The sequence below is a fragment of the Methylobacter psychrophilus genome (assembly GCF_025583945.1).
Lineage (GTDB): Bacteria > Pseudomonadota > Gammaproteobacteria > Methylococcales > Methylomonadaceae > Methylobacter_C > Methylobacter_C psychrophilus.
Genome location: NZ_JAOEGU010000007.1, coordinates 1 through 15,892, shown reverse-complemented (window position 1 = coordinate 15,892; position 15,892 = coordinate 1). Strand labels below are relative to the sequence as shown.

General features: G+C 48.8%; 13 protein-coding genes and 1 riboswitch. All 13 genes read right to left on the bottom strand.

Annotated features, from left to right (window positions below; genetic code table 11):
• Positions 1–151: 151 nt before the first annotated feature.
• A complete protein-coding gene (locus N7974_RS05330) occupies positions 152–898 on the bottom strand; it encodes a cobalamin biosynthesis protein (protein ID WP_262964613.1) in 747 nt (248 codons plus the stop codon).
• Positions 895–1,677, bottom strand: a complete 783-nt coding sequence (gene cobM / locus N7974_RS05325) for a precorrin-4 C(11)-methyltransferase (protein WP_243217148.1) — start codon at positions 1,675–1,677, stop codon at positions 895–897. Before cobM ends, N7974_RS05330 begins: the two co-directional genes overlap by 4 nt.
• Positions 1,674–2,408 (bottom strand): precorrin-2 C(20)-methyltransferase, encoded by a 735-nt coding sequence (gene cobI / locus N7974_RS05320; protein WP_262964612.1) that lies wholly within the window; start codon positions 2,406–2,408, stop codon positions 1,674–1,676. Before cobI ends, cobM begins: the two co-directional genes overlap by 4 nt.
• Positions 2,405–3,550: a cobalt-precorrin-5B (C(1))-methyltransferase CbiD gene (gene cbiD, locus N7974_RS05315; RefSeq protein ID WP_262964611.1), complete on the bottom strand. Its 1,146-nt coding sequence runs from the start codon at positions 3,548–3,550 to the stop codon at positions 2,405–2,407. The genes cobI and cbiD overlap by 4 nt, the downstream gene beginning before the upstream one ends.
• 19 nt (positions 3,551–3,569) lie before the next feature.
• Positions 3,570–5,201, bottom strand: a complete 1,632-nt coding sequence (locus N7974_RS05310; protein WP_243217151.1) for a precorrin-8X methylmutase — start codon at positions 5,199–5,201, stop codon at positions 3,570–3,572.
• Between the two features lie 3 nt (positions 5,202–5,204).
• Positions 5,205–5,945, bottom strand: a complete 741-nt coding sequence (locus N7974_RS05305) for a cobalt-precorrin-7 (C(5))-methyltransferase (RefSeq protein ID WP_262964610.1) — start codon at positions 5,943–5,945, stop codon at positions 5,205–5,207.
• A gap of 89 nt (positions 5,946–6,034) precedes the next feature.
• Entirely contained in the window at positions 6,035–6,640 is a 606-nt protein-coding gene (locus N7974_RS05300) for a HupE/UreJ family protein (protein WP_262964609.1), read from the bottom strand.
• Between the two features lie 82 nt (positions 6,641–6,722).
• Positions 6,723–8,612, bottom strand: a complete 1,890-nt coding sequence (locus tag N7974_RS05295; RefSeq protein ID WP_262964608.1) for a magnesium chelatase subunit D family protein — start codon at positions 8,610–8,612, stop codon at positions 6,723–6,725.
• A gap of 7 nt (positions 8,613–8,619) precedes the next feature.
• Positions 8,620–12,675, bottom strand: coding sequence for a cobaltochelatase subunit CobN (locus tag N7974_RS05290; RefSeq protein WP_262964607.1), 4,056 nt, complete (start codon positions 12,673–12,675; stop codon positions 8,620–8,622).
• A complete protein-coding gene (locus N7974_RS05285; RefSeq protein ID WP_262964606.1) occupies positions 12,668–12,979 on the bottom strand; it encodes a (2Fe-2S) ferredoxin domain-containing protein in 312 nt (103 codons plus the stop codon). Before N7974_RS05285 ends, N7974_RS05290 begins: the two co-directional genes overlap by 8 nt.
• Complete coding sequence (locus N7974_RS05280; protein ID WP_262964605.1) at positions 12,979–13,746, bottom strand: CbtA family protein; 768 nt, start codon at positions 13,744–13,746, stop codon at positions 12,979–12,981. The genes N7974_RS05285 and N7974_RS05280 overlap by 1 nt, the downstream gene beginning before the upstream one ends.
• A complete protein-coding gene (locus N7974_RS05275) occupies positions 13,709–13,906 on the bottom strand; it encodes a CbtB domain-containing protein (protein ID WP_243217158.1) in 198 nt (65 codons plus the stop codon). Before N7974_RS05275 ends, N7974_RS05280 begins: the two co-directional genes overlap by 38 nt.
• A 133-nt stretch (positions 13,907–14,039) precedes the next feature.
• Positions 14,040–14,260: riboswitch (cobalamin riboswitch) on the bottom strand.
• A gap of 58 nt (positions 14,261–14,318) precedes the next feature.
• On the bottom strand, positions 14,319–15,728 hold the full coding sequence (gene cysG, locus N7974_RS05270; protein WP_262964604.1) for a siroheme synthase CysG: 1,410 nt from the start codon (positions 15,726–15,728) through the stop codon (positions 14,319–14,321).
• Positions 15,729–15,892 lie beyond the last annotated feature (164 nt).

The following is a 15,892-nucleotide window of genomic DNA, read 5'->3' as shown; positions in this document are numbered from 1 at the left end:
GCTATCACCACGAAAGACACGAAGAAAAAATATAAAACTTCGTGCTCTTCGTGTCTTTGTGGTGAATTATTCCAGCCGGGTAGGGTGTGCCATGCGCGCCTTTTTCGATTCATGAATCCCTTGGCGCGCGAGGGACGCCCTACTCAACCATTTACTGATTATCTTCAATCACTGCCACGGCGACGCCGTTTAGAGCCATTTTAGGTACGATCAACTTGCCGCGCGGACTGGCAATCAACGCGCAAGGTTCGCATACTCCGGGCAAGCCGACATTCTGCTGCACCCAGTCTGAAGCTTTGGTTATCCACGGCCGTGCCGCCACGGTTGCACTTGCCAAGACGCGTAACGGCAAATCGTGCTGTTCGCAAAACTCCAGCAGACCGGGTTCATTTGCCTTTAAGTCTATGGTGACCAACTCACGCACTTCGATTAACTGCCGCTCACCCAACGCCTGTTTTACGGCTGCGGCAATTTGTTCGACTGATACGTTTTTACGGCAACCTATACCGACAACCAAGGGTTTCAAGGCTTCGGTTGCCGTAGTGATCACCGGCACCGCTCCGATAGCATTGGCGACACGATAAGCCAGGCGATTGGCGCCGCCTTCATGACCTGCCAGCAGCGAAACGGCAAAACGTCCGGCTTCATCCAGCACTACCACCGCCGGATCGGTGTGTTTGTCCTGCGCCAAACCATCAAGGAAACGTACCGCAATGCCGCTAGCCGCTATCATAATCCACTGTTTGTGTAATCGGTAGACAGCGGCGAACTGGTCTTTCTGCGTGACAGCCGGATTCAGCCAAGGCCGATAAAGCATACCCCCCAATTGGTTTTGTAGTACAGTTACAAGCGTTTCACTTTCCGGGCGGACTAGCCAAATTCCAAGTCGTGGATTCATTCCTCTGTCGTCGTTTTCTGCTTCTTTACTACCCGAAAAATATGTGTGTAATCCTTCGCATATAAGCGGGATTCTGAAGGTACATGATCACTCAGCGCTTCGCCTACCAGCAACATAGTCGTGAGATTCCAGTCACTGTTTTTGATCTCGGCAAGCAGTTGGCCTAGCGTGCTTTGGTGGGATTTTTCCTCCGGCCAGGTAGCCCGATAAACCAGGGCGACCGGCGTATCATCGGGGTAATGCAGACGCAGATCGGCAACTATCTTATTTAAATGCGGACCCGACAAAAAGATACACATGGTTGCACGGTGTTCGGCCAGCAGCGCAATCGATTCACTGTCCGGCACGGCTGAGGCACGTCCTGAAACACGCGTTAGAATAATGGTTTGTGATACTTCCGGTTTGGTCAGTTCGGCTTTGATGGCCGCCGCTGCCGCAGTAAACGACGACACTCCTGGGATGATTTCATAATCAATAGCCAACGCATCCAACCGACGCATTTGTTCGGCGGTAGCGCCATAAATAGCGGGATCTCCGGAATGCAGGCGTGCGACATCGATGTCTTGTTCCAGTGCGCGTCGATAACAGGCTTCCTGTTGCTCAAGATCGAGCTGGGCGGTATCGATGATTTCGGCATCGGCGTGGCAATGCACCAACATGTCTTTCGATACCAATGAACCCGCATACAGAACCATGTTGACCCGGCCCAGAATGGCAGCGCCACGCAAGGTGATCAAATCTGCGGCACCGGGTCCGGCGCCGATAAAATAAACTTTCATGAATGTCTTTTCTCTCTGGGTGTTTTACGAATCAGTAACGTGGCAAGATAACCCATCGCGTCGGTTGCGTTTAAACCGCCTACATCGGTGGACAGCAGTTCATCCTCCAGGCCTATGCGACGGGCAAAAGCGCAGTGTTCAGCAATGCCCATGTTGCGCAATAAATCCAGCACCCAGGGCAGACGTTTGCCTATTTTCATCAGTACGATAATGTCATGGGTTTCGATATCGCCGCACAGACTGGCTGCATCCTCCGGACATGGTAAAATCAGCGTGCGCTCCTTGCCTTCGCCTAGCGGCCAACTCATTGCTGCCGCTGCTGCCGCATAACTGGTGATACCCGGAAAGGTACGCTGCGGCAAGGTCGGCAACAGTTCTTGTAAAGCCGCCAGGATATAGCTATAGGTGGAGTAGGTCAGCGTATCGCCGATGGTCAGATAGGCAACATTAAGTCCGGCGCGTAACTCGACCGCTATCGTTTCAGCTAATTGAGCGTAATGCTCACTGAGCACCGAGCGATCGGTATCCATGTGAAACTCAATTTCCCGTATCCGCTCCGGCGCAATGGCGATGCCTGTAAGACACCGCAACGCGACCGAGCTTTCGGAGGTTGTAGCGCGCGGTACAAAGACCAGGTCGGCCTGATGCAAGGCTTCAACCGCTGCCAAAGGAATGTAACCCACTGGCCCCGGTCCTACGCCGATGCCCCAAAATGTACCCAGTTTACTCATTGTGCTCCCAAGGTCTTGCCATTCAAATTAAATAAGCGCACTTCAACACGGCTTACTGCCGGAGTGCGTTGGTGTACAAGCACGGCGATACGCCGTTCAATTTCCAGCCATAACGCCTGCGCGCTTGATTCGTGTTGTAATCTTTCTATTGCCGCTTCCACGGTATTGGCTTGCGCTATAGCTTGTTCGAGATTGCTGTTAAATCCCAGCTCTGCTGCAACATCCGCTACCACACTCATGGCCATGTTGCTTTTGCTGGAATGCGTGTCCCAATCGCCTGCCAATACTTTGGCCAGTTTGCCCGGATGTCCCAGCAACCAAAGCACGTCCAAACCACGCTGTTCTTCTGACAAGGCTTGCTGCAGAAAATCCAACGCGTCACCCAGAAAATTGGCGATTTGCACGGCTCGCTGCGTAGGCAGTCCGAGCATTTCTTTGGCGTATGTACGGCCAATTTTTCCCGGAAGGAAGGCAATGCTTGGTGCATCACTACCCAGCGCAACACGCACATAGACTTCGATGGAGGCAATCCACGAGGCCAACGACAACGGCTCGACTATGCCCGACGTGCCAAGAATCGAAATGCCACCGACGATGCCGAGCCGGGGATTAAACGTTTTTTTCGCGATAATTTCACCGTTTTCGCAACCGATGGTGAGATCAAAACCGGTGTTCAGGTCGGCTGGCGCTTCATGTTCCAGCATTTCAGCGACGGCTGTTTGCATCATCAGACGCGGAACCGGATTGATGGCAGGCTCACCGACAGCTACTCTTAAACCCGGTTGTGTCGCAGTACCGACACCTTTTCCCGCAAAAAAACGAATCTGGCCAAGCTTGTTTTTTCGCACAATGGCAAAAATAATTGAGCCATGCGTGTTGTCGGGATCATCGCCGCCGTCTTTGATCACTTCGGCGCGTACTGAATGATCATCCAGCCAACGCACGGCCTGAACCGGGATTACTAAATAGTGATGATTATCGGGTAAAGTGACCGGCACCAGATTGGGGTATTCGCTACGCAGCATTAGATAGAGTGCGGCTTTAACTGCCGCTGTGGCGCAACTGCCGGTCGTGCGGCCGCGACGTAAACCGTTAGGCGCTGGCACATCAAGATCGAATTTTTCCGGTTCAATTTTATCCATAGATTACTTGCAGGCCGGGTTAGAGCAGCGTAATCAGGCTATCCCTGTCACTTTGTTTGGATAGCCTCTGGGGCACAAGCAAATCCGCACTTACAGAGGCCAGCTGATTCACCGCATCGATCATCAAACCGTTAATCACGCTGGCCGCCCAGGGCGAACCGCCGCGCGTGCCGCTATTGGTGATGCGCGGCACTTGCAAACAGCGTTTTAGTTCGGCTTTCGCTTCGCAGGTGCCGACAAAGCCAACAGGCAAACCGATCACCAGTTGGGGTCGCCAGCCATGTTCGCGGATCAGACGTGTCGTCTCCATAATAGCGGTTGGAGCATCACCGATAGAGAGTACTATGTCGTTGCCAAACTTTTCCCAGGCACGGCGTATTCCGGCTGCGGAACGGGTGATACCTTGTGCCTCAGCCATCAGTGCGGTTTCGTTGTCATGCACACCGCACCAAGTTTCGATACCCAGTTGTTCCAACAGCGCCCGTTTCAGTCCAGTCTGCACCATCGTCACATCGGTCACAATCATTTTGCAACGTAACAGGGCGCGAATTCCGGTTTCAACAGCACCGGCTGAAAAATAGATGTCATCGACGGCATTAAAATCGCCGCTGGTATGCACCAGCCGTTGCAGAATGGTCAAATGGGCGGCAGGGAAAGTCGACCAATCACGTCCGGCCGCGATAATGCGGAAGCTTTCAGCTTCAATCGAATGCGGCACGTAAGGAGCAAATTCAGGATTAACATTGCCCGGCGTCACGTCTTTCTCCAGCAGACCTCGCACCTTAAGATGATGCGCGCGTTGCGGTTCGCCGACCTGTTCTTCAAATCCGACAATTTGCACCCGATATTTGCACAGGGCACAGTTCATCGCCGCACGACCTTCTACCGCTTCTTGTGCCCGTGCGATGAGTACATCAGCAACGAAAGGATGGACGCCCAGATAACCGGCTTTAAGGACTTCCAATGCTGGTTCCCGCTCCCGTAGAGCATCGGCGGCGGCATAAATCCGTTTAACCAAAACGCCATCAAACAAAAAGAAGGGGACAACAATCAATCGTGCATAGCCCAATTGAGCGGCGGCGCGCAAGCCATCCGCGACCAGCGGTTTAGCAGTGCCGGAGTAACACACAAAGGCAGTGCCAAAGCCCATGCCTTCTTCGATCATACGGGCGAATTTTGAGACTTCACCATTGGCATCGGGATCCGTTGTGCCGCGCCCAACCAGCACCAAACAGGTATCGTCACGACGAATCGTATGCGGCGATAGGGCTTCAACAGCGACAATGCGCTCCTGAACGACTTGCAACAACAGCGGATGCAGTCCCAGCGGTGCGCCAAAATGAAAGTCAATGTCGGGATGGGTTTGTGCAAAAGCCAGCAACTCGCTCGGCATGTCGTTCTTGGCATGGCTTGCTGCCAGCAACACCGCAGGCACCATCACTACTTGTTGTGTACCTGCGTCAAGTTGAGCGATAATCGCTTGATCGATGGTCGGGCTGGCGAACTCCAGATAGCCATGACTGACGATATGTTGTGGCGCGCGTTTTTTGATCAACTCAACCAGTTGCTCAAACTCTTGAATGCCATCGGGATCCCGGCTGCCATGTCCTGCGATCACGATACCGAAGGTGTTTTTATTATCTGCTGGCATTATTTAAGGTTCAATTTGGCTGGACATGGGACTCAAGGTGCGAATTAACATAATGCTCATATCGCTGAATTCTTTGTCTGCACAATCGGCCAGCGAGCCGTGCCATTCCGCCTCGGCAATTGCTCCCTGCATTGCTCTACCTCCTGCATCCATGCAGTCGTCGGCTCGGGTCAGGTTTTCCCAGACTTCGGTCGGATGCTCAGGCGGTACGCCCTGTTCCAACAGATAAGTGGCAATATGACGCGGCATGAAGGAACGCGCGGCATCCCACGGACAGGGAATCACGATAGCATTGCGCTGGTCTTGCAACACATGCACCAGATGACGCTTGAAAGGGCCAAGGTCACCACGACGATGAAAGGTAATAAAAGTAGTTTCATCAAAACAGACTTTGGCGCGCGAGGCGAGTATTTGCGCAGAAGATATGCCCGGTAATGTTTCCACCGGATGACCACAAGCCCGCTCGACCCGCTCCAGGTATTGAAAGCCGCTAAAATGGATATCGCCCATAAAAACCACCACACAGCGCTTGCCGGCATGATGTGCTTCGGCCACTGTTGCCAACTGCGATGTCTGGTCGCGGTAATTCATCAGGACGGTTTGTGCCGTAGCCGGAATCAGGCTTTGAATGACGTTAACCACCGCATCAAATCCGGCAACTACATCGGCATTGCGAATCAATTCTGCACCGCGCTGCGTTAAATACCCAACATTACCAGGACCTGCGCCTATGCAGATAATCATGGTTGGCCTTTAATTTTTTTCTTTAAACTGTTGATCATAATTTCTTAAATAATGTTGTACACAGAGCTCGATGATTTTTAACGACAGGATTAGTTGTTAAGGTGTTGGGTAGGCAGGCGGCGTAACAAGCTGTACAACAGGGATTGGTGTGTAGCTGGTTTTAGCTGTATTTTTTCAGCAATCTTGATACTTAACAAACCTGTGAAAATACCGAGGCTATGTAAGATGGCGGTGCTTAACAAAAAGCCGGAGGTATAACCCAATTGATCTGCGCCGGTTGCTATTTCAGAAGCATGTGCATAACCATGACACACTGCAAATACTGACACTAAGCTTATCGCCATAACAGCTGATGTGCGAAGGTTAAACAAGGTGATAATTGCAAATATAATCACTGATAAAGCAACCCCTTGCTCTGTAAAACTCAACGTAAAACCTGAAAAATGTAGACCTGCACCTGCGGACATTAGCATTAAAAAACTCAATGGCAGTTGCCACACTAGCTTGCCAGCCAACATACAGCCCCATAAACCAATGGCGAACATCACTAGAAGATGATCAAAACCTTGCCATGGATGAGCCAAACCAGCAACAAAATCATGGGTTGCATCCATGCCGGTATGCGCCAACGCAGGTGTCGCCAAACCCAATAGCGTGACGGCTAGCGCTGTGTTTTTTAAACGTGATGTCTTCATGGGTACCCCGGTTCTTATAATGTTGAATAAATTTATTTGATTAAAACTACCGACTTTGGTCGGTTAGCGTTAGTCGTCCCGTTTAGTTTGATTTAAAGCAGCCACGTATCGTTATCGCCAAATTTTCTGCTGACAACTCTTCCAATGTTAAGTATTCTGCCCTAAGTGCTTCTGCCAATTGGCGGGCTTTTCCAAAGCGTAAATAACCTGTTTCGGTATCCAGCACTAATGCAGGAATGCCTTGGTCGGCGAATAATTCAGCAAACTGTAGTGATTGTTGCCAGGGATCACCACCCTCGTTTAAGGAAACATTGGCTTTGCCATCAGTCAGCAATACCAGCAACGGTGGCAGTTCGTGAGCTTTACTTAGTGTTTCCAAAGCCAGTTCCAGTGCGTGAGGCAACGGCGTTCGACCACCTGTCGGTAATTCACGTAACTGCTGTTCGGCAAGATCAACGCTACGGGTGGGTGGTAGTGACAACTGTGCAGAGTCACCCCGAAATGAGATAACGGCAACTTGATCACGTTGCTGGTAGGCATCGGTCAGTAATGTTAGTACTGCACCTTTGACGGCTTCCATGCGCCGTTGTGCAGCCATAGAACCTGAGGCGTCAACTACGAACAATATCAAATTAGCACTTTTACCACTGCGAATTTGTTGATGTAAATCGTGTTTCGTTACCTTAAAATTGGCATCGCGTAATGCTGCACTGCGTAGTGTTGCACTAATTGCAAGACTGTTTGGATTTTGATCCGGTACAACCTGTGTAACCTGTCCTCGCGGAGCTGCCGTTGCCACGTTGCGTTTACCAACAACGGCGTATTGACTATGAGTGTCCACTAAAATTCGCGGTGCATTACCTGCGGCAGTTGCAACAAATACCTGCGGTTCTGTTGGGTTGGCATCCGGTTGAGGTGCTTCATTGTCCTGATCGACATTCGACTCCAAACCCGGTTCATTCGGTGCCTGAAGTGCTTGTTGCATCAACTCATCAAGACGCTCCTGATCCAGTCCAGGCTGTTCAAAAGGTTTTCGTCGGCGTCGGTGCGGTAACGCCAGCTCCGCTGCGCCACGCACGTCATCAGGTGTTACCTTTAATCGCCCGGCTAATGCAGCGAGGGCACGTGATGCTTTATGTATAACAATGTCGGCACGCAGGCTGGCGACTTCAAACTCACAACACAAATGACTGATAAGATCGAGTAAGGCATCATCCAATATGACTTTGGGTAATAAAATTTGTGCAGTGGCAAGCTGCTCACATAGCGCATCTTGTTCTTGATGCCAGGTGGCGGCATAACCTGCAGAATCGGCTTCGAAAGCGATTCGGCGACGCACAACTTCAGCGCGTAAAGTTTTATCGCGCGGCGCGGTTACTTCAACCATCAAGCCAAAACGATCCAACAGTTGCGGACGTAAATCGCCTTCTTCAAGGTTCATCGTGCCGATTAAGGTAAAACGAGCCGGATGCACAACAGACAAGCCTTCGCGTTGTACCGAGTTGACGGCCATGGCCGCTGCATCAAGCAGCACATCCACCAGATGATCGGGGAGCAGGTTGACTTCGTCTATATACAGTATGCCGCGATGCGCGGCTGCCAGTAAGCCGGGTTGGAAAACGCGTTTGGCACCTTTCAGTGCTTGTTCCAAATCCAGTGTTCCCACTACACGGTCTTCTGTTGCCCCTAAGGGCAAGGTGATAAAGGGAACGGGGCTGGCGAGTAACAGTGCATTTTCAGCACTACATATTTCGCAATGTTCAGAGGGCGCACCGGGAGCGCAATTGAACGCACACCCCATCACTTTTTCTATGAAGGGAAGAATTCCTGTTAGCGCCCTGGCGGCCGTACTTTTTGCCGAACCTTTGTCACCGCGTATTAATACGCCGCCTAATGATGGATCAACCGCACACAGTAATAGCGCCGTTTTTAATTGCGGTTGTTCAACGATTGCAGAAAAGGGAAAAGTCATAATGATCTCAAGCAAGTCGCGGTGTTTCGCCGCGCGCTTCCAACAATGTTTCACTCTGTAAATAAATGGCTTGCAGTGCGTCCAGCGTTTGTTGTTGAGGTTCTGCCCACATGCCTCGACTGGCGGCTTCCAGAAGGCGTTCGGCAATGGCATTCTGCGCCCATGGATTCGCCTCTTGCAGAAAGCTCTGCATTTCGGGATCCATCGCATAAGTTTCGGCAACTTGTTCGTACATCCAGTCATCCATGACTTGCGCTGTGGCATCATAGCCAAACAGATAATCGACCGTTGCAGTTAGCTCCAAGCCACCTTTATAACCATGACGCTGAATACTCGCCAACCACTTTGGATTGACTACCCGCGAACGGAAAACGCGCAAGGTTTCTTCTTTTAAATCCCTGACCTGAGGATGGGACGGATCATGGCTGTCACCGAAATAGTGACGTGGCTGTTGACCCGTTAAGGCACGGATAGTCGCGATCATGCCGCCATGAAATTGCAGATAATCATCACTATCAAAAATATCGTGCTCGCGATTGTCCTGATTGTGTAACGCAACTTGAACGCCGGATAAACGAGTGCGAAACGCCTCGCACTCATCTTTTCCTTGTTCACGGCGGCTATAGGCATAGCCACCCCAATTAATATAACTTTCTGCAAAGTCGGCATCAGTTTGCCAGTTCTTTTCCTGAATTAGCGGCAAGATGCCTGCGCCGTAACTGCCTGGTTTCGCACCGAAAATACGGTAACCAGCCCGCTGTGAAGCAGCCTCCTCCGTTAGCCCGTTACCGATCAACTTATCCAATTCTGCCAGATAATGTTTACGGACAAAATTTTGTGATAGCGGTTCGTCCAGCGCAATAACCGCATTAACCGCATCATCGATTAAATCAATTAATTGCGGAAAAGCATCACGAAAAAATCCGCTGATGCGTGTTGTAACATCAATACGCGGTCGTTTGAGCTCCTCCAGTGAAATGATTTCAACACCGATCAACTGACGATTTTCGCGACGCCAAAGAGGGCGAACACCCAATAATGCCAAAATTTGTGCGACATCATCACCATGGGTACGCATTGCACTGGTTCCCCAGGTACTGATGGCGACACTCTCCGGATAATCACCAGCTTCAATTTGATAGCGATTAAGCACTTCATGGGCCAGTTGCTGACCGACTCGCCATGCTGATTGGGACGGTACGCTACGTGGATCAACCGAATAAAAATTGCGGCCTGTTGGCAAAATGTGCGCCATGCCGCGTGTCGGTGAGCCACTGGGGCCTGCTGGTATATAGCCACCGGACAAGCCGCGCAAGAGATTATCAATTTCATCTGAGGCCCTTGCAAGATTAGGCACTAACTGATGGCAGGCAAAGCCAAGCACCTGCTGAATTGCGCTGAAGTCATTTGTGCAATGGAGAAATGTTTTCTTTAAAACGGCGTCAATGGCGATTGCGTTATAAGCGTATTGTTGCAATTCACCAAACAAGTTCCGGCTAAAGGTTTCAATCATTTCCAGTGCATCCGCATTGGTTACGATGGCTCGCTTTGCAAGTTGTTCAAAAAGGCTGCATGGTTTATCCAGACGACGTCCCGGATGTTCTAGCAGACTATAAATAGCCAAATTGAACAGCGTGGCGATTTCCATTTGTAACCCCGGAATAGCCTGATTGGGCAAACGCGTGAGGGAAACCAGCATGTCAACCAGCTGTTCGTTCTCGGGCGATTGCCCCAAGATATGCAAGCCATCGCGAATTTGTGCCGCACCCAGTTCGCACAGATAACCATCCAAATCTTCGATCAAATGGGCAATGTCTGATCCTGCCATTTTGGTTAAGACAGTAGGCAGCTTGTTTTGATCATGATCATGATCATGCGTGTGCGTATGAACCTGCTTTAAAGGTTGCTTAAAAATGCCTTTTCCCGTCTGAACCGGCTTAAAAATAGCAGGTTTTAGAGCGCCGGTTACTGGCGTATTCTTGGCAGAAAGAGGGGCGTGTGAATGTGAGTGATCATGGTCATGATGGCTGTGCTCATGCTCGTCATGTGAGTGGTCGTGATCATGATGTAATAACCGGGCTTGCAAATCCGCATTCAGATTAGTCTCTTTCACCAGCTCCCATATTTGCTGCTGCAATAGCGGCAGTTTTGCGGGATCGAGTATTTCTACCTGATAGTATTCATCCACCAGTTGCGTCAATTGCGCCAATGCGCCATAAGTATCAGCAGTAGTCATCGGTGGCGTAAGATGATCAACCACAACGGCATGGGCCCGGCGTTTGGCCTGCGCGCCTTCGCCAGGATCATTGATAATAAAAGGATAAAATAACGGCAGGTCAGCTAATAGCGCATCAGGAAAGCACTGCTCCGACAGTCCCACGCCTTTACCCGGCAACCATTCCAGCGTACCGTGTTTACCAACATGCACAATGGCATCTGCTTGCCATTCATCTTTTAACCAGCGATATAAAGCGTAGTAGTGATGCGTCGGTGGCAAGTCTGGCTGATGATAAATAGCATCTGGATCCATGCCATAACCGCGTGGCGGTTGTAGCATAACAATGGCATTTCCCAACTCAAGCCCGGCTAAAGCCAGTTGACCGTTATGCACATAAGCTTCACCCGGAGGCGCACCCCATTGTGCAATTATTTTCTCCTGCATTTCACCAGGTAAATCAGCAAACCACTCGGCATATTGCACTGTGGAAACACGGCCGACCGCATTTGCCAACTGTTCGCCGGTGAGGTAGGTATTATCGTAAGCACAACGGTCTATCAATGCGTGGATAAGCGCAGTGCCGTTATCCGGAAGATTAGCTATGCAATAACCATCGGCTTGCATGGCGTTTAAGATGTGCATTAGCGAGGCTGGCGCATCCAACCCGACGGCATTGCCGATTTGCGAGGCTTTGCTGTTCGAATTGGTAAACACAAAAGCAATGCGTTTATCGGCATTATCGAGTCGTTTAAGCCGTGCAAACCGCGCGGCAATACCTGCAATTCTGGTGACGCGATCCGGCATGGGCGCGTATTCAATCAGCTCATTCGGCAATCCGCTGGCACTGGCTTTAAACGATAACGGAACGGTAATAATGCGTCCGTCGAATTCCGGCAAGACCACGTTCATGGCGGCATCCAGTGGATTTAATCCGCGCGGGGATAGCTGCCACTGTAATTCTGTCATGCCGCTGGTAATTGCTTGCAACACGGGGACATTAAGCTGTTCCAATACCGACACTGACCAACCTGCGGGAGTTATTCCACCGGCTGTAATCTCACCCATGGCAAACGCGGTGGTATTAATCAAAACGTCGATATGCGTGCCTTGTTCATTACTGAAATAGCGCAAGGCGGTCGGCAAGGTATCGCTACCGCCACCCGCACGCAAGGATGAAGTAAATACAGGCAAGACAGCCAGACCGAGCTTTTCCACTGCGGTAATTAAGGCATCGACAAAGCGGGTATTACCACTCATCCAATGTGCACGATAGAAAACTATGCCGACACTGGGACATTCGATATTGCGGATAGTTAACCAGTCGTTAATGTCGGCATTTTGCGGTAAATCAGGGTGATAAATACCGTGTTCCGGTAACGCTATCGCAGGTTCAAATCCCAGGCCGGTCAATAAAAAATGATCGGATAGATAGCGTAGAAGCTGCGCCATATTAATACTGCCACCGGCTTGGAAATAAGTGAGTACCTGATGCAGCACATCCATTGATACGGTTGAAGCTGCCGCTAATTCAGGATCAGGCTCGCCCGTGCCGCTGATGATAATTAAGTGCTGTCCACTGCTTTGCACTTGTTTTAGCAACTCCGGAAAGTCCGGTACGCTACCCAACCCGCCTAATACTCGCAACACAATGATTCGCGCTGAAGCCAGTTGAGGGATAAGTACCGCTGGTTGTTGCGCTTCACTTTCCAATGTCTGTAGATTAAAACCGGTCACTTGCGCAAAATCTTCAGGCAGTTGCCCTAGCGCATTGTGTAACACGGTTAAATCATTGGCGGTATGGGTCAATAATGCAATTGATGCGCTCATCGCTTTAAGCTCAGACATCACCCACACCCAAGCGGTGGATAATATGCTCACTCACTTCGTTACCACCTTGCAGATGTTCTTCGACTATGCGCTCCAGCACCGACTCATCCGTGCAGCTATACCAAACCCCCTCAGGATAAATAACTAATATTGGACCGTTTTTGCAGACAGCAAAACAGTTGGAACGGGTTCGTTTTACTTTTAATTCAGGGCGACTATCGATTTTTTCACCCAGCTTTTTAAACATTGCTTCGCCTTGCTTGCCGTCTTGCGTGCAGCGTGAACCGGTACACATTAGTACATGTTTGGAATGGGTACGCATTATTTTTTAGAGACCTGATGTTTGCTTGAAAAAAATGCCATTAAGCTACCCAGAACCAACCAAAATGCCGCGTTGGCAAAAGCAGTTGCCGCTATAAAGAGATGAGCCAACTCAGCGGGTGCGGCACTACTGTGAACGTCGGGTTGCGGTGCGCCTATCCAATGAGGCGATACCAGCAATAGGAACCCCAGTAGTTTATTTAACCTGGTTTTAGAAAAAAACAGTAGCCACAGTCCAACGGTAGTCATTAAAACAGTCATCAACCACCAAAGCTGTCGACCATGTAAATTAGCTGCTTCAGTACCGGGAACTTCCGGAGGCAAGCCCAATGAGGGTGCGACAAAAAAAACAGTGTAACCCGCCAAGCCCCACAGCAAACCGTTACGCCAATGACTAACCGGGCCGCGCAGATTAATGGTAGCGCCCAGCAATAGCGCAAAACCGACAGCCAAACTAATATTGGTCACCGCCGTATAAACTGTTCTCTCCCAACCATTTCCGGGTTGCCATTCTACGGCTTCATGATGATCATGTATTTTGGTCTCTTTACTATCGTCATGAGTATGAGCAGTAATAACTGTGACCGTTGCTTGCTTTTCATAAGCTTCGGCTTGGATTAATACTGGAATAACTTGAATACTCTGTAGAGCCGTCAACAATAAACCTGTCCAGAGCCCTGACCATAGCGCAGAGACTACAAGTATCTTGAAGGTAGACAGGTTAAGCACATTAATGGCACGGAAAACTGGCGGAATGACGACCGTCATGCGCTGCATTGTGAAATTGTATCGTTTCAGAAAAACCTGCACCATACAGAAGCGCCAAACCTAATATGCCGGCAAGCAGGCTAGGTAAGATGCTATCTTTTAAAGCATTTGAAAGGGATGGTGTATCGACGTTAGCAGTTAATAAAGGTACTAAAGACATATTTTTCTCCTGTGAAAGGCAATAATAAGTAAATAACACAATATTGATCGTGTTAAAAAAATAATTTGCAGAAGGAGAAAACAAAAAGATGGACACGGGAACAGCAATCCATCTGAACGCCCTCCGCGTACAAATCTGACGATCACCTTAGGCCGGTCTCCGGGCTTACAAGCGGAAATTATTCCAAAAATTTACGCCTTCCCATGAATGACACAGTGGCTTATGCAAATTTTCTACTTGTTTACCGTTGCGGGGGCAGCGTAGGTTTTGTTAGCCTTTAAAGCAAACTCACCTACTTCCCGTTTAAATTCTAAAGACAGACTGTCCCAGAATACCTAATGCGATTTTTACAACCGGTAGTATAGGCACTGAATAAAAAACTAGCAAGATTAGTTCATTATTTCAACAGGCATTAGCTCAATGAATGAGAATTATCAGAATCATTGAACCACTTTAATTGTGCCCGTAAATTTACCACATTCCCAACAATAATAAGAGTTGGCGCCTGAATCGTAAGTGGTTTTATTATTTCAGGAAGCGTAGTTAATGTTCCCGTAAATACCCTTTGTTGCGCCATCGTCCCTCGCTCTATCAATGCGATAGGTAAATCCTTATCGGCCCCATGTAATATTAAGTTAACACAGATTTTAAGTAAGCCATGTAACCCCATATAAATTACCAGTGTTTGATTCGCCGCAGCTAATTGTTTCCAATTAAGATCAATTGTGTCATCCTTCATGTGTCCAGCTACAAATGTAACTGACTGTGCATAATCGCGATGCGTTAAAGGTATTCCCGCATACGAAGCGCACCCTGATGCCGCAGTAATACCGGGCACCACTTGAAAATTTATCCCGTTCTCCATAAGCGTGACAATTTCTTCACCACCCCTACCAAAAATAAATGGGTCCCCTCCTTTCAATCGCGCTACTCGCTTTCCTTGCTTAGCTAAATCTACCAACAAATTGTTAATCGAGTCTTGTGGGAAACTGTGGTTACCCTTTTGTTTACCTACATATATTTTAGTGGATTCACGTCTGGCTAAATCTAAAATTGCTGGTGAAACTAAACGATCATAGACGATTACATCGGCCTTCTGCATAAGCCTGAGGGCTCGAAATGTCAGTAAATCTGGATCACCTGGCCCTGAACCTACTAAATATACTTCTCCTACAATTGCTGACTTCCTTGAAATATCAGCGATTGCTTGTCTCAACTCACTCTTTGCCTGCTGTTGTTTACCGGCAAAAACTAATTCTGCAATTTTCCCTTCTAAAACATCTTCCCAAAAGATCCTTCGCTGTGTCGTTTGTTGAATAACATTTTTAACCTCTTGTCTAAAATTTTCTGCGAGCTGCGCTAATTTTCCATACTGATGAGGAATAATGCTCTCTAACCGCTGCCTTAACAAACGAGCTAAAACTGGTGACCCACCACCTGATGAAATAGCTGCAATAATAGGTGATCGGTCGACAATCGCTGGAAAAATAAAGTTACAAAGTGCAGGATTATCAACTACATTTACTAAAATTCCTTTAGCTATCGCAACTTGAGCTACAGAAATATTTATTTGAGTATCATTGGTAGCTGATACAACTAATTTAAAGCCATTTACATCACTGGGTTCAAATGTTTTTTTCAAAAATGTAAGTTTATATTTAGTCTGCATCTCCCGTATAGGTTTACAGAAATCAAGAGCCACCACAGTAATAATAGCTCCGGCACTTGCAAGCACATCAATTTTACGCGCAGCAATTCCACCTGCACCAATAATCAAACAAGGTTGATCATGTAATTTTAAAAAAAGCGGTAAATAATCCATTATTTTAAATTTTATATAGTACTAAAGTTAGTTATATTAGACATCTTTCCTAAATACAGCCATAGCGTAAGTTAACAAGAGCAGCCACTAAATTCCATGTCAAGGAGTAATGCTTGTGTTTGCCCCGATAAACATCTTTGGCAATCCTGAAAATTTTGCATCGG

Excerpts from the sequence above, each read along its gene's own strand:
- N7974_RS05330 (WP_262964613.1), bottom strand. The coding sequence starts at position 898 with ATGAATCCACGACTTGGAATTTGGCTAGTCCGCCCGGAAAGTGAAACG.
- cobM (WP_243217148.1), bottom strand. The coding sequence starts at position 1,677 with ATGAAAGTTTATTTTATCGGCGCCGGACCCGGTGCCGCAGATTTGATC.
- cobI (WP_262964612.1), bottom strand. The coding sequence starts at position 2,408 with ATGAGTAAACTGGGTACATTTTGGGGCATCGGCGTAGGACCGGGGCCA.
- cbiD (WP_262964611.1), bottom strand. The coding sequence starts at position 3,550 with ATGGATAAAATTGAACCGGAAAAATTCGATCTTGATGTGCCAGCGCCT.
- N7974_RS05310 (WP_243217151.1), bottom strand. The coding sequence starts at position 5,201 with ATGCCAGCAGATAATAAAAACACCTTCGGTATCGTGATCGCAGGACAT.
- N7974_RS05305 (WP_262964610.1), bottom strand. The coding sequence starts at position 5,945 with ATGATTATCTGCATAGGCGCAGGTCCTGGTAATGTTGGGTATTTAACG.
- N7974_RS05300 (WP_262964609.1), bottom strand. The coding sequence starts at position 6,640 with ATGAAGACATCACGTTTAAAAAACACAGCGCTAGCCGTCACGCTATTG.
- N7974_RS05295 (WP_262964608.1), bottom strand. The coding sequence starts at position 8,612 with ATGACTTTTCCCTTTTCTGCAATCGTTGAACAACCGCAATTAAAAACG.
- N7974_RS05290 (WP_262964607.1), bottom strand. The coding sequence starts at position 12,675 with ATGTCTGAGCTTAAAGCGATGAGCGCATCAATTGCATTATTGACCCAT.
- N7974_RS05285 (WP_262964606.1), bottom strand. The coding sequence starts at position 12,979 with ATGCGTACCCATTCCAAACATGTACTAATGTGTACCGGTTCACGCTGC.
- N7974_RS05280 (WP_262964605.1), bottom strand. The coding sequence starts at position 13,746 with ATGACGGTCGTCATTCCGCCAGTTTTCCGTGCCATTAATGTGCTTAAC.
- N7974_RS05275 (WP_243217158.1), bottom strand. The coding sequence starts at position 13,906 with ATGTCTTTAGTACCTTTATTAACTGCTAACGTCGATACACCATCCCTT.
- cysG (WP_262964604.1), bottom strand. The coding sequence starts at position 15,728 with ATGGATTATTTACCGCTTTTTTTAAAATTACATGATCAACCTTGTTTG.